The organism is Armatimonadota bacterium (assembly GCA_031459855.1).
GTDB classification, from domain to species: Bacteria; Sysuimicrobiota; Sysuimicrobiia; order Sysuimicrobiales; family Humicultoraceae; genus Fervidifonticultor; species Fervidifonticultor primus.
Window position 1 is genome coordinate 2,912,738 of record JAVKHP010000001.1, and the last position, 12,372, is coordinate 2,925,109.

Genomic DNA, 12,372 nt, shown 5'->3' on the forward strand with positions numbered 1-12,372 from the left:
ACCTGTCGTGGCTCACGACCGTTTGGAGGCGACCAGGACCTTCTTCAACACCTCGATCTCCTCCAGCGCGCGCCCGGTCCCCATCACGACCGCCGCCAGGGGGTCGTCGGTCACGGTCACGGGCATGCCCGTCTCCTCGGCCAGGAGCCGGTCCATCCCCCGCAGCAGCGCTCCGCCGCCGGCCAGCACGATGCCGCGCTCGAAGATGTCGGCGGCCAGTTCGGGCGGCGTTCGCTCCAGCGTCTGCTTGACGGCGTCGACGATCTGCTGCACGGGCTCGGCCATGGCCTCTCGGATCTCGGCGCTGGTCAGGCGCACGGTCCGCGGCAGGCCGGAGACGAGGTCGCGCCCCCGGATGTCTACGGCGCGCTCGTCGCGGTCGGGGAACGCCGAGCCGATGGCGATCTTGATCTCCTCGGCGGAGCGCTCACCGATGAGCAGGTTGTAGGCCCGCCGCGCGTACTGGATGATGGCCTCGTCCATCTCGTCGCCGCCCACGCGGATCGACCGGCTCGTCACGATGCCCCCCAGGGCGATCACCGCCACCTCGGTGGTCCCGCCGCCGATGTCGACCACCATGCTGCCCACCGGCTCGGAGACCGGCAGCCCGGCGCCGATGGCCGCGGCCATAGGTTCTTCGATCAGGTAGGCGTCGCGCGCGCCGGCCTGGATGGTGGCGTCGATCACCGCGCGCTTCTCGACCTCGGTGCACCCGGAGGGGATGCCCACCACGACCCGCGGGCGGATCCACATCCGGCCGTTGGCCGCGCGCCGGATGAAGTACGCCAGCATGGCGGCGGTGGTGTCGAAGTCGGCGATGACGCCGTCGCGCAATGGCCGGGTGGCCACGATATCGCCCGGCGTGCGGCCGAGCATGCGCTTGGCCTCTTCGCCCACGGCCAGCACCTGTCCGTCGTCCACCCGTTTGGCCACCACCGACGGCTCCCGCAGCACGATCCCCTGCCGGCGCACGTAGACCAGGGTGTTGGCCGTCCCCAGGTCCACCCCCATGTCCCGTCCGAACCTGCCCAGCAGCGCGTCCAGCATCCCCGCTCGCCTCCTGGCCGGTCACGCCGGCTCCATGCCGGCGCTGCGGCCCCTCAACCTCACCGTACCCAACTCGTGTCCGCCAGCACACCGCGCTCGCGCAGGCTGACGAAACGGCCGTCGCCGATGATGACGTGGTCGAGCACCGCGATCCCCACCACCTGGCCTGCCCGCTGCAGCCGGACCGTGATGCGCAGGTCGTCGTCGCTGGGCTCGGGCTCGCCCGACGGGTGGTTGTGAACCAGGATCACCGCGGCGGCGCTGCGGCGGATGGCCTCTTTGAAGACCTCGCGCGGGTGGATGGGGGCCGCGTCCAGGCCCCCGATCGCCACGGCGGCCACCTCCAGCACCTCGTGGCGGGTGTTCAGGAGCACCGCCTTGAAGTGCTCGCGATCCAGGTGTCGCATCTGCGGGCCGACCAGCGCCGCCACGTCGCGCGGCGTCCGGATCACCGGACGGCGCGCCGGGGGCATGGTGTGGACCCGGCGGCCCAACTCGAACGCGGCCACGAGCGCGCACGCGCGAGAGGGCCCGATCCCGCACTGCCGGGCGAGCTCCTCGGGCCTGGCCTGGCTCAGCGCCTCCAGCGACCCGAAGGTCCTCAGCAGGCCCGCCGCCAGCGTCGCGGCGCTCGCCCTGCGCGTGCCGGTGCCCAGCAGCACCGCCAGCAGCTCCGTTGAGGAGAGGCTGGCGGGGCCGGCCGCGAGCAACCGCTCACGCGGTCGCTCCTCCGGCGGCAACCCCTTGACGGATCCCCCACGGTCCACGGGCGCGCTCCGGGCGCAACGGCTGGGGATGCGCAGGCAGTGCCGGTACCGGACCGGGGGGCGCAGGGCAGCGCTACAGGGGCGGCACGCCCGCCGCCTCCAGCAGGCGTCCCAGCAGCGCCAGCGGGAGCCCGACGACGCCGAAGTAGTCTCCCTCGACCCGCTCCACGAACAGTGCCGCCCGGCCCTGGATGCCGTACGCTCCTGCTTTATCCATCGGTTCGCCGGTGGCGACGTAGCGGTGGATCTCGTCGCGCCGCAGCGGCCGGAAGACCACCCTGGTGGTCGAGGCGTCGACCAGCCAGACGCCGCGACGGGCATGCGCCACGGCCACCGCGGTGGTCACCTCGTGCGCCCGCCCGGAGAGACGGGACAGCATCGCGGCGGCGTCGTCCGGCGACGTCGGCTTGCCGAGCACCACGCCGTCGACGGCCACCATCGTGTCGGCGGCAACCACCACCGCATCCGGGTGCGCCGCGGCTGCCAGGCGCGCCTTGTCTTCCGCCCGCCGCTGCGCCTGCGCCCGGACGGCGCCGCGCGTCCATCGTCCACCGCCACCGTCCGGTCCCTCGGCGCTCACGCCCCAGAGCTCGGCCTCGGCCGCGCCTGTCCACACCCGAAAGGCCAGTCCGATCTGTCGGAGCAGCTCGGCCCGCCGCGGCGAGGCCGAAGCCAGCACCACCGGCGGCGACCCGGCTTGCGGCTGCGCACAACCGTCCACGCCAGCGTCAGTATACCGCCGGCACCGTACACCGACAACAACGCTGCGCACCAGGCGGGAGATCCATACCCGCCACCGCCGGTCACAGGCCCAGGCGTCCCTGGCCGGCTCGAGCGCCTACAGCAGGCGGTAGATCCACACCGCGACGACGACCCCCACCACCATGGCCAAGTTCAACCGGAGGACGCCGCCAAACGTCACCTGCACCACGCGGACGTTCACCGTGACCGGCGGGTCGATGCCCACCCGGACCTCCCGGGCCAGGAAACCCAGCACCGGGTATCCCGCCACGGCCTCGGCGATGACGCTGCCCAGCAGACCACCGAGGAGCAGGATCACGGTGAGCACCCACCAGGGGTTGCGGACGCGTCGGGCCACCCATCACCTCCGCCGGGCGGTCGGCACGCCCGGGAGCAGGAGCTCAGTCGACCAGCGCCTGCGCCGCCGGCACCCCGCGGGGTGCCACGAGCCGTGCCAGCCAGATGCTGACCTCGTAGAGCAGGTAGGTGGGCGCGGCCATGAGCAGTTGCGAGACCACGTCGGTCCCGGGGGTGAGGACCGCCGAGGCGACGACGATCGCCAGCAGGGCGTACCGCCGCCCGGCGGCGAGCGCCCCCGGGCTCACCAGGCCGAACCGCGCCAGGAACACGATGACCACGGGCAGCTGGAACACCACGCCGAACGCCACGATGAACGCCATCATGAAGGACAGCGCAGGCCCGATCGTCAACAGGGGCTGCAGGGTGGCCGTCTGGTAGCTGAGCAGCACCCGGGCGGCCACCGGCATGATCACGAACAGCCCGAACGCGGCGCCCAGCACGAAGAGCACCAGCGACGGCGGCAGCAGGCTCAGCACGACCTTCCGCTCGCTGTGGGTGAGCCCCACGGCCACGAACATCCAGAGCTGGTAGAGGATGACCGGCAGCCCGAGGAAGACGCCGATGAGAAGGGCGATCTTCAGGCGGATGACCAGCGCCTCCGGCGGCGCCGTGAAGTAGACCTGGTGGACCTGAAGCTGCCGCAGCAGGAAGTCGAGCACGTCGTCCACAAACACCCAGCCCAGCGCGGTGCCGCCGCCCAGGGCCGCAAAAGCCTTGAGGAGCCGCGAGCGCAGCTCCTCCAGGTGCTCGACAATGGTCATCGGTCGGTCTTCCATGACCATGGACGCGCGCGGCCGCAGCCGCCCGCCCGACCGCCTCGCTGGCGCCGGGGCTCACACACCGGGCTTGGTCGGTTGCGACTCCTTCTCGTCGTCCTCGCTCAGCGCCTTGCGGAACTCCTTGATGGTCTTGCCCGCCGCCGCGCCCAGCCCGGCCAGGCGGCTGGCGCCGAACAGCAGCAGCAGGATCAGGAGGATCACCAGCAGTTCCATGGGGCCGACGTTGCCGATCACTGCGGGCGCCACGTGTGGGTTCATCGTCGTCTCCCTCCGGTGCCCATTATAGACCCCGCGCGCTGCCGCGGCCACCGCCCCGCCGCAGGCCACGCAGCGTCCGCAGGAACTGCGCCAGACGTCCCACCAGGTCCAGGACACGATCGGGGCGCAGACGCCCGGGCAGCCGGCGCGCGCGGCGCCGCAGCGTCGCGACGCCGTCTTCGATGCGGGCGTGCAGGACCGCGATCTCCGCCGCGATCTCGGCGGGCGACCGCTCGTCGCGCCCCGTCGTCACGACTCCCGGTGGAAGAGGCCGCGCAGCCACCGCAGCTCCCCGCCGACCTGGGCGGCCCAGGCCGCCCGCCGCCGGCGCAGGCGTCGCACGCCCAGCGCGGCCAGGCCGGCGCTGGTGGCAGCCACGAGGACCAGCACCCCCAGCACCGCGAGCCAGGCGGGCAGCCACAAGGCCAGCACCAGGATCAGCACGACGACCGCCAGGACGGGCACGAGCACGGCCAGCACCAGTGCGGCGCCCGCCAGGAGGCCCGCGACAGCGAGATCGCGGCCGGTGGCGCGCACCTGCACCCGGAGCAGGTCCCGATAGGCCCGCAGCAGCCGCGCGGCGTCTGCGACGAGGCGGCGGAGCACCTCGACGGTGGGCTCGTGGGGATCCCGCGCAGCGGCCATCGCGCTAGTCTTTCGGGTGCGCCGGGAGTTCTCCTCCGGCGCGTCGACAGCCCGGGGGGACGGCGTGCAGCCGTCCCCCCGGGCCCGCTGCGGCGCGTGGACGCCGCGCTACTGCACGACCTTCAGGTCGCCGACCATCTCGGTGTGGTAGGTGCACTGCATCTTGTACGTCCCCGGCTGGTCGATCTTGACCTTGAACCGGCTCTCCTGCCCGGCGTTGACGGCCACGTCGGAGGTGATGTCGCCGCCGGGGACGCCCTGGATGACCAGGTTGTGCACCGTGGCGCCCTGGTTCGGGACCACGAACTCGTACTCGGCGCCAGCCTTGATCTCCACGGTCGCCGGCTCGTAGAGGTTGTCCTTCATGACGATGGTGATCGTCCCGCCCGCGGTGGGCGCAGCCGCCGTGGGCGCACCCGCGGTGGGCGCCGGCTGGGCCGGCTGCTGCGGCGCGCGACCGCCGCAGCCTGCCGCTACGACCGCGAGCACGAGGATCCCCATCCATGTCACTGCAGTGCGCATGCGTTCCGCTCCTTTCGGTGGAATGTCGACCGGCGCGGTGTGGTGTCCGTGCGGCCACGTGCTAGGGTACTGCGTTCCCCCCGGCGGGGCAAGGGGTGAGACACCCGGGCGCGGTCGTGACCTGCGACGCGCCGCGACACGCCCGCCGTGGACCGCACAGGCGCCCTGCGCATCCCGGACCGCCGTGTGCGCATCGCCCCGACGCACCAGCGGCGGCCGGATCGGCCCCGCGGGCCGGGGTGGTCAGCCGGTGGGCTCCAGGAGCACCTTCACGGCACGCTGCCCGCGCTTGTCGAGGGCGGTGGCCAGCGCCCGCCCCACGTGCCGCAGGGGGAACCGATGGGTCACGAGCGGTCGCAGGTCCACGCGCCCCGTGGCCAGCAGCTCCATGGCGAGCTCGATGGCCCGCACGGTGCGTCCCCCTGTGTGTTCCGTTGCGTAGAACGACGTTCCCACCACGCGCACCTCCCGCAGGTACAGCGGCGTCCAGTCCACGCCCCGCGGGGTGAAGGCGATGCCCACGCACACCACCGTGCCGCCGGCGCGGGTCAGGCGCAGGGCGTCGTCGAGGGCGCGGCTCGTGCCCGCGCACTCCAGCGTGACGTCGGCCCCGTCGGTGACCAGGGGGCGTCCGAGCAGTGGCTGCAGCAGCCGCGCGCCCACGAGCCCGGCCACCTCGTCGTAGAGCGCGCGCCCCCGGGACGTCAGCACCTGGTGCGCACCCAGCCGTGCGGCCAGCGCGGCCTGGTGGGGGTAGCGGGCCACCGCGACGATCCGCACCGCAGGCCGCAGCGCCCGCAGCGCGCCCACGGTCGCCAGCCCCATGGCGCCCGCGCCGATCACCAGCACCGTCCCGGCGTGCTCGGGCACGTGGCGGAGCACGGCGTGGACGGCGCACGCCAGCGGCTCGGCGAACACCGCCTGCTCGTCGGGCAGCGCGTCGGGCACCGGCACGAGCTGCGAGCGGTGGGCCACCATCAGCTCACCCCACGCGCCGCCCACGTCCCGGCAGAATCCCTGGCCGAACCCGGGCGGCAGCCGCCCGTCGGCGAACCGTGTGCAGAGGTTGTAGTCGCCGCGACGGCACGCCGGACACGGTGCGTCGAAGCCCCGCGGCAGGCACGGCAACAGCGGCTCCACCACGACACGCTGTCCCGGGGCCACGCCGGCCGCTGGCCCCGCGGTCGCCACCTCGCCGACGTTCTCGTGACCGACCACGCACGGGAACGACGCGTAGACGGAGGCCGAGGGGCTAGCGTCCTGGTGGACGAGGTGCAGGTCGGAGCCGCAGATGCCTGCCAGGCGCACGCGCACCGCCACCCAGTCGGGCCCGGGGGGGACGGGTGCGGGGATGTCGACCAGACGCACCGGGCTCAGGCGCACGAGGGCGGCGGGCGGCAGCCAGCGGCCCACGGCGCGGACGGCGAGGAACCGCGGGATGCTGAGGGACGCGACGACCGCCCTCATGCGAGGCCCGTATCACGCGCCGGCCAGGCGCGCTGCCGCGTCCACCACGTTGCGCATGAGCACGACGTTGGTCACGGCGCCCACCCCGCCGGGCACCGGCGTGATGGCCGCAGCCACGCGGCTGACCTCGGCGAAGGCCACGTCGCCGACCGTCTCACGCCGGGGTCGCCCACGCTCGTCCAGCACCGGCCGACCGTCGGCATCGGTCACCGGCCGCACGTTGATGCCCACGTCGACGACCACGGCACCGGGCCGCACCATGGGCCCGCGGATGAACTCGGCCCGGCCCGCCGCGACGATCAGGATCTCGGCGCGGCGCGTGTGCTCTTCCAGACGGCCCGCGCGGGACGTGAAGGAATGGACGGTGGTCGGCGTCGCGTGCCGTTCCAGCGCCAGGAAGTAGGCCGGACGGCCCACGCTCGGGCTGCGCCCCACGATCACCAGGTCCTTGCCGGCGAAGGCCGTGCGGGGGTCGAGCCCGCGCCGCGCGAAGTACCGGTCCAGCAGCACGAAGCACGCCAGCGGGGTGGCGGGCACGACCGCCGGCTGCCCCAGGGCCAGGCGCCCGGCGTTGAGCGGGTGCAGGCCGTCGACGTCCTTGGCGGGATCCAGCGCCAGGAACACCTCGGCTTCGGGCAGCGCCGGCGGCAGCGGCCGCAGGGGCAGGACGCCGTGCACCGTCGGGTCGGCCGCCAGCGCCCGCAGCCAGGCGCGGACGTCGTCCAGGGACACCTCGGCGGGCAGGGTGACGTCGCGATAGGCGATGCCGACCTCCGCGGCGACCCGCTCGACCTGGCGACGGTAGACCCGTGCGCCGGGGTCGTCGCCCACCTGCACCGTGACGAGCCCGGGCACCACGCCGCGCGCCCGCAGCGCAGCCACCTGCGCCCGGAGCTCGGCCTTGAGGTCCTCGGCGATCGCGACGCCGTCGATGATCTCGGCGGTGCTCATCCGATCCGCGCGTACGCCTCCTGCACCACCTGGGCGCGCGTGGCTGCCAGCGCGCCCAGCCGGGCCGCGACCTCGCCCCAGAGCCCGTCGTCGGCGTCACCGACCCCTGCCAGGTTGACGCGCACGTTGAGCGCCGCCGCGGCAGCCGCGGCCTCGGCCAGCACCGCCGCCGCCGCAGCATCGCTGAGCACCTGGGGGTTGCCCCGCGCGGCCGCTGTCTGCGACAGCGCTGCGACCTGGGCGCACAGCGCCACGACCTCGGCGGGCACCCGTGCGGCCTCGCGCAACGCCACCCGGGTCGCCTCGCGGCGCGCCGTGCGCTGGGCGTCGGTCTCGCGCGGCATGCGGTAGGCGTCCATCACGCGGCGGAAGGCCTCGGCGTCACGGTCGATGGCCGCCAGGAGCCGCGCGCGCAGCGCTGCGGCCTCGTCGCGGACCCGACGCATCTCGTCCTCGACCGCGGCGAACTTCTCCTTGCCCACGGTCAGGTTGGCGACCATCCCAACCAGCGCCGCCGCGAGCGCACCCGCCAGCGCCGCGGCTGCGCCGCCGCCCGGCTCGGGGGCGCTGGACGCCAGCCGCTCGAGGAACTGCTCGATGGACAACTCCGGATACATGTGCCCTCCTCACCGCCGGCTGCCCGTGTTGCCCGGGGCGCACCCGACAACGGACATCGTGGCCTGGCGCCGCCGGCACAGGCTCCCGGCGGCGACGCCCGCTGATCCCGCCCCGCGCCACGCTGCGCGACGCCCGCCTGCGGACGCCTTGCCGGCGCCATGAGGCGCCGGTACGCCGTGCGTGCGCCGCGCATGCCCCCGGGTCAGTCGCCCGGCACCCCCGCGGTCACCTGCAGCGCCGGCCGTCCCAGCCCCACGAGATGCTCGCGCACGGGCCCGGCTACGTGGAACGATCCCGCGACGCACACGACGTCCTGGGGCCCGGCCGCAGCGATGGCGGCGCCGGTCGCGGCTACCGGATCCTCCACCACGCGCACGTCCGCCACCTGCGGCCGGAAGGCCGCGGCCACGACCTCGGGCGACAGCGCCCGGGGATCGTCGGCACGCACCGCCCACACGGTGGCCGTGCGCGGCGCGACGACCCGGGCGATGCCAGCGAGGTCTTTGCTGCCCAGCAGTCCGATCACCAGGTGGACGCGGCGCCCGGGGAACACGTCGTCGAGGACCCGCCGCAGCGCGCGGAACGAGACGACGTTGTGCGCGACGTCGACGATGACGACCGGTTCGTCGCGCACCACCTCGACCCGGGCCGGCCATTGCAGCCCAACCAGGCCCGCGCGCACCGCCGCCTCGTCGACGGCGAGGCCCTCGTCCACCAGGGCCTCGGCGGCGGCCACCGCGCAGGCGGCGTTGAGGGCCTGGTGACGGCCCAGCAACGGCACGCGCAGGGCCGCGTAGCGGCCACGCCGACCCCAGACGTCCACGACGGTGCCGTCGCGCCCCACGTGCCGTGTGCGGTAGCGCACGTCGCGTCCCACGCGCACCAGCCGCGCGCCCAGCCGCGCCGCCCTGGCCTCAAGCACGCGGGCCGCCGCCGGCGCCTGCGGCACGGTCACCACGGCACGCCCTGGCCGCATGATGCCCGCGTCCTCGGCGGCGATCTGCGCCAGCCGGGTGCCGACGATCTCGGTGTGGTCGTAGTCGATGGTGGTGATCACCGCCAGGCGCGGGTCGAGCACGTTGGTGGCGTCCAGCCGGCCGCCGATCCCGACCTCGATCACGCCCAGGTCGACGCGGGCCTGCGCGAAAGCCAGGAACGCCATGGCGGCGGCGGCCTCGAAGTACGACGGGGGCCAGCCCGGGCCACCAACCCCGGCCTCCACCGCCGCGCGCACGCGCGCCGCCAGCGCCGCGACCGCCTTCGGCGGCAGCCACCGGCCGTCTACCTGGAAGCGCTCGCACAGGTCGACCAGATGGGGCTTGGTGTACAGACCCACCCGCCAGCCCGCCGCAGTGGCCATGGCCGCGAGCATCGCCGCCGTGGAGCCCTTGCCCTTCGTGCCGGCAACCAGCACCGCCGGGAAGCCCCGCTCCGGGTGCCCCAGCAGGGCGCACAGCGCGCGCATGCGATCCAGCTTCACCGCCCCGGTGGGCTGGCCGGGCGGCCGGTGCGTGAGCAGCCCGTAGAGGAAGGCGAGGGCCTCGGCGTACGTCATCGGGTGATCCCGCGCGGGCGGCCCGGTGGGCCGCCCTGCGCTCTCACGTCATGGGCACGCGCGTGAGCAGCCGCCCTTCGATCCGCGCGAGGATGTCGGGGATGCTGGGGCCGGTGATGGTGAGACCGTGGTTGCGCAAGCCCACCACCGCCCGGGTGGGGTCGGGGCTCTGGGCCACCAGCTCGGCCACCGCGCACGCCAGCTCGTAGGTGCCGCACGGGTACTGGATCTGGGTCGAGCGCACACCCTCCATCCAGGCGTGGACGTGGATGATGGCGCCCACGCCCGGATGGGCCGTGTAGATCATCCAGTGCTCGATGGCGTCCACCGAGACCCGGCGCGGCTCGACGTGGGGCGGGACGCTCAGCAGCATCACGTTGCGCGAGGGCTCGTAGCCTTTGACCATGAGGATGTCGCGGCCGATGGTCTTCAGGTTGCCCTTGTTCACGCCGCTCGCGCTCATCCAGAACCGGCGGGCGTCCTTGCGCACGCTGAGGTTGCCGTAGGAGAGCCCGCCGATGCCGAACAGGCGCTTGACGTGGGCCAGGTCGCGCGGGGGCAGCAGCTCCTCGATGGGAAACGCCGCGGGCAGCAACTTGAGCTCGTCCAGGCGCCGCCCCGCCTCGGCCAGCTGTCGGGTCAGCTCGTCGCCGTCCCACAGCTCGGGCTCCAGGTCGGGGTGGAACTCGTTGTTGATCACCAGCTGTGCCGAGGCCAGCGGGTACAGCCGCTCGAAGACCCGCGCGAAGAACGTCTCGTCGTCGGCGTCGTCGATGAGGAAGTAGCCCTGCTCGAGGGTGACCACCAGCGCGCGGGCACGGCCGGAGCCGTCGGGCACCAGGTAGATCACCATGTTGCCCAGGGTCCGCACCAGCAGCGGGTAGATCGCCGGCAGGACCTCGCCCTGGGGCTGCGGCCCCTCCACGATGGACACCACGAAGACGGCCTGCGCCTTGCGCCGGAAGGGCCGCGGTGCCTCGCGGGCGGCGAAGTGCAGGACGACGCGCGGCGATCGATCGGGCGTGGTCTCCTCCAACCCGCGAGCGCGCATCACGCGCTCGAGCCCGTCCGCGAACCACTGCTGCACGGGCGTGCGCGGGGTGCCAGAACGCGCAAAGGTCATCAGACGTTCCTCCGTGGTGTCAGTGCCATCGAGAGGCCGACCCCGCTCCCTACTGTAGCGCACCGCGCCCGGCAGCGGGGGCGGTCACCGCCCGCGGACACCACCCGCCGGGCGCGCCTGCCGTCGGGCCCGGCTGCGCGGCGCCGGCGCGACGTCTCCGACCGTTTCCGGGGTGCGCTCGGGGAACTCATCGCGCCCGCACCAGCACGAACGCTGTCAGCGCCTCCAGGCTGGCCCGTGCGGGGCCAGGCGGCAGCGGCTGCAGGGCCGCCACGGCCCGGTCCGCGTACGTGCGCGCAACCTCCAGCGCCTGCCGGACGCCGTCGTAGCGGTGGACGAGCGCCTGGAGGTCGGCAAGCCCGCCGGCCTCCCCGCGCACCAGCGCCCGGAGACGGTCGCGGTCACCGGGGGGCGCCGCGCGCAGCGCGGCGATCACGGGGAGCGTCGTCTTCCCCGTGTCGATGTCGCTCCCGATGGGCTTCCCCATAGCCTGCGGGTCGCCCACCAGGTCCAGCGCGTCGTCGGTGATCTGGAAGCACATCCCCCAGGCCAGGCCGAACGCCTCCAGCGCGTCGGCGACCGCGGGCCCGGCGCCGGCCACCAGCGCGCCTGCCCGGCAGGCCGCGGCGACCAGGCGTGCGGTCTTGCCCTCGATGATGCGGAAGTAGATGGCGTCGTCCTCGTAGGGCTCGCCCCCCACCTTGGTCGCCAGGATCTCCGCCTCGCTCATCGCCACCGCCGCCCGCGCGATCGTGGGCGCCACCTGCGGGTGCCGCATCCGGCTCACCAGGTCGAAGGCGGTGGCGAACAGGTAGTCGCCCAGCAGCACCGCCAGCTGGTTGCCCCACAGCACGTTGACGGTGGAGACGCCGCGGCGCAGGTCGGCGGCGTCGATGACGTCGTCGTGGATCAGCGAGGCGATGTGGATCAGCTCGACCGTGCCGGCCAGCCACAGGCGTTGCTCGTCGGCGCCGCCCGCCGCCGCGGCCGACAGCAGCGCCAGCGCCGGCCGGACCAGCTTCCCCCGCGCGGCCAGCACGTGCGCGACCAGCTCGCCCACGAACGGGTCGTCGCTGCGCAGCTCACGGTGCAGCAGCTCGTACAGCCTCTCGAGGTCGTCGGCGACGGGCCGATAGATCTCCTGCAGGTCGAGCGCCACGCTCATCGCGCCACCCGGATGGTCAGCGTCATGCCGGCCTCGCGGTGGCCGGGGATGCTGCAGTAGGCCACGTAGGTCCCCGGCTCGAGCTCGAACGCGACCGTCGCCTCCCCGCCGGGCGGCACACCCTCGATCTGGGCTCCGCGCACGCCGTCGACGACCAGGTTGTGCTCCACCAGCCCCTCGTTCTTGAGGCGCACCGCGATGCGTCCGGCCGCCACCGCCAGCGACGCGGGCGCAAACGCCCACTCGCGGGCCACCACGTCCACGACCGCCGGCGGCAGCGCTGGCGCGGCGCGCCGCACCCCGCACCCTGTCGCGACCAGCGCCACGACGGCAACCGCCACGACGCCAGGGAGTCCGGACCGCACAGACCGCCG

At 74.2% G+C, this 12,372-nt stretch carries 16 protein-coding genes; all 16 read right to left on the minus strand.

Translation table 11 applies throughout. From position 1 onward, the window contains the following. Window positions 1-12: 12 nt before the first annotated feature. Window positions 13-1,047 (minus strand): rod shape-determining protein, encoded by a 1,035-nt coding sequence (locus QN157_13390; GenBank protein ID MDR7556584.1) that lies wholly within the window; start codon window positions 1,045-1,047, stop codon window positions 13-15. Window positions 1,048-1,106: 59 nt separating this feature from the next. Further along, the gene (gene radC, locus QN157_13395) at window positions 1,107-1,814 is read right to left on the minus strand and encodes a DNA repair protein RadC (GenBank protein MDR7556585.1); all 708 of its coding nucleotides are present in this window, start codon (window positions 1,812-1,814) and stop codon (window positions 1,107-1,109) included. A 73-nt stretch (window positions 1,815-1,887) separates the two neighbouring features. Further along, window positions 1,888-2,496, minus strand: a complete 609-nt coding sequence (locus QN157_13400; GenBank protein MDR7556586.1) for a Maf family protein — start codon at window positions 2,494-2,496, stop codon at window positions 1,888-1,890. A 156-nt stretch (window positions 2,497-2,652) separates the two neighbouring features. Beyond that, window positions 2,653-2,913: a DUF4321 domain-containing protein gene (locus tag QN157_13405; protein ID MDR7556587.1), complete on the minus strand. Its 261-nt coding sequence runs from the start codon at window positions 2,911-2,913 to the stop codon at window positions 2,653-2,655. Between the two features lie 43 nt (window positions 2,914-2,956). Then, window positions 2,957-3,676, minus strand: coding sequence for a twin-arginine translocase subunit TatC (gene tatC / locus QN157_13410; GenBank protein MDR7556588.1), 720 nt, complete (start codon window positions 3,674-3,676; stop codon window positions 2,957-2,959). Between the two features lie 72 nt (window positions 3,677-3,748). Beyond that, window positions 3,749-3,928 carry a twin-arginine translocase TatA/TatE family subunit gene (tatA, locus tag QN157_13415; GenBank protein ID MDR7556589.1) on the minus strand — a complete coding sequence of 60 codons (180 nt, stop codon included), beginning with the start codon at window positions 3,926-3,928 and terminating at the stop codon, window positions 3,749-3,751. A 46-nt stretch (window positions 3,929-3,974) separates the two neighbouring features. After that, the gene (locus QN157_13420) at window positions 3,975-4,205 is read right to left on the minus strand and encodes a hypothetical protein (protein ID MDR7556590.1); all 231 of its coding nucleotides are present in this window, start codon (window positions 4,203-4,205) and stop codon (window positions 3,975-3,977) included. Next, on the minus strand, window positions 4,202-4,597 hold the full coding sequence (locus QN157_13425; protein ID MDR7556591.1) for a phage holin family protein: 396 nt from the start codon (window positions 4,595-4,597) through the stop codon (window positions 4,202-4,204). The genes QN157_13420 and QN157_13425 overlap by 4 nt, the downstream gene beginning before the upstream one ends. A gap of 108 nt (window positions 4,598-4,705) precedes the next feature. Next, the gene (locus QN157_13430) at window positions 4,706-5,119 is read right to left on the minus strand and encodes a cupredoxin domain-containing protein (protein MDR7556592.1); all 414 of its coding nucleotides are present in this window, start codon (window positions 5,117-5,119) and stop codon (window positions 4,706-4,708) included. A 243-nt stretch (window positions 5,120-5,362) separates the two neighbouring features. Continuing rightward, window positions 5,363-6,586 (minus strand): alcohol dehydrogenase catalytic domain-containing protein, encoded by a 1,224-nt coding sequence (locus QN157_13435; protein MDR7556593.1) that lies wholly within the window; start codon window positions 6,584-6,586, stop codon window positions 5,363-5,365. 12 nt (window positions 6,587-6,598) lie between these two features. Continuing rightward, window positions 6,599-7,537, minus strand: a complete 939-nt coding sequence (locus tag QN157_13440; protein MDR7556594.1) for a bifunctional 5,10-methylenetetrahydrofolate dehydrogenase/5,10-methenyltetrahydrofolate cyclohydrolase — start codon at window positions 7,535-7,537, stop codon at window positions 6,599-6,601. Further along, window positions 7,534-8,154, minus strand: coding sequence for a cyclodeaminase/cyclohydrolase family protein (locus tag QN157_13445; protein ID MDR7556595.1), 621 nt, complete (start codon window positions 8,152-8,154; stop codon window positions 7,534-7,536). Before QN157_13445 ends, QN157_13440 begins: the two co-directional genes overlap by 4 nt. 203 nt (window positions 8,155-8,357) lie before the next feature. Beyond that, a complete protein-coding gene (locus QN157_13450) occupies window positions 8,358-9,710 on the minus strand; it encodes a Mur ligase family protein (protein MDR7556596.1) in 1,353 nt (450 codons plus the stop codon). Window positions 9,711-9,753: 43 nt separating this feature from the next. Next, window positions 9,754-10,833, minus strand: a complete 1,080-nt coding sequence (locus tag QN157_13455) for a class II aldolase/adducin family protein (GenBank protein MDR7556597.1) — start codon at window positions 10,831-10,833, stop codon at window positions 9,754-9,756. 187 nt (window positions 10,834-11,020) lie between these two features. Then, the gene (locus QN157_13460) at window positions 11,021-11,998 is read right to left on the minus strand and encodes a polyprenyl synthetase family protein (protein ID MDR7556598.1); all 978 of its coding nucleotides are present in this window, start codon (window positions 11,996-11,998) and stop codon (window positions 11,021-11,023) included. Further along, window positions 11,995-12,339, minus strand: coding sequence for a cupredoxin domain-containing protein (locus QN157_13465; protein MDR7556599.1), 345 nt, complete (start codon window positions 12,337-12,339; stop codon window positions 11,995-11,997). Before QN157_13465 ends, QN157_13460 begins: the two co-directional genes overlap by 4 nt. Window positions 12,340-12,372: the final 33 nt, after the last annotated feature.

Excerpts from the sequence above, each read along its gene's own strand:
- tatC (MDR7556588.1), bottom strand. The coding sequence starts at position 3,676 with ATGACCATTGTCGAGCACCTGGAGGAGCTGCGCTCGCGGCTCCTCAAG.
- QN157_13450 (MDR7556596.1), bottom strand. The coding sequence starts at position 9,710 with ATGACGTACGCCGAGGCCCTCGCCTTCCTCTACGGGCTGCTCACGCAC.
- QN157_13455 (MDR7556597.1), bottom strand. The coding sequence starts at position 10,833 with ATGACCTTTGCGCGTTCTGGCACCCCGCGCACGCCCGTGCAGCAGTGG.
- QN157_13390 (MDR7556584.1), bottom strand. The coding sequence starts at position 1,047 with ATGCTGGACGCGCTGCTGGGCAGGTTCGGACGGGACATGGGGGTGGAC.
- QN157_13425 (MDR7556591.1), bottom strand. The coding sequence starts at position 4,597 with ATGGCCGCTGCGCGGGATCCCCACGAGCCCACCGTCGAGGTGCTCCGC.
- QN157_13430 (MDR7556592.1), bottom strand. The coding sequence starts at position 5,119 with ATGCGCACTGCAGTGACATGGATGGGGATCCTCGTGCTCGCGGTCGTA.
- QN157_13440 (MDR7556594.1), bottom strand. The coding sequence starts at position 7,537 with ATGAGCACCGCCGAGATCATCGACGGCGTCGCGATCGCCGAGGACCTC.
- QN157_13435 (MDR7556593.1), bottom strand. The coding sequence starts at position 6,586 with ATGAGGGCGGTCGTCGCGTCCCTCAGCATCCCGCGGTTCCTCGCCGTC.
- QN157_13460 (MDR7556598.1), bottom strand. The coding sequence starts at position 11,998 with ATGAGCGTGGCGCTCGACCTGCAGGAGATCTATCGGCCCGTCGCCGAC.
- QN157_13445 (MDR7556595.1), bottom strand. The coding sequence starts at position 8,154 with ATGTATCCGGAGTTGTCCATCGAGCAGTTCCTCGAGCGGCTGGCGTCC.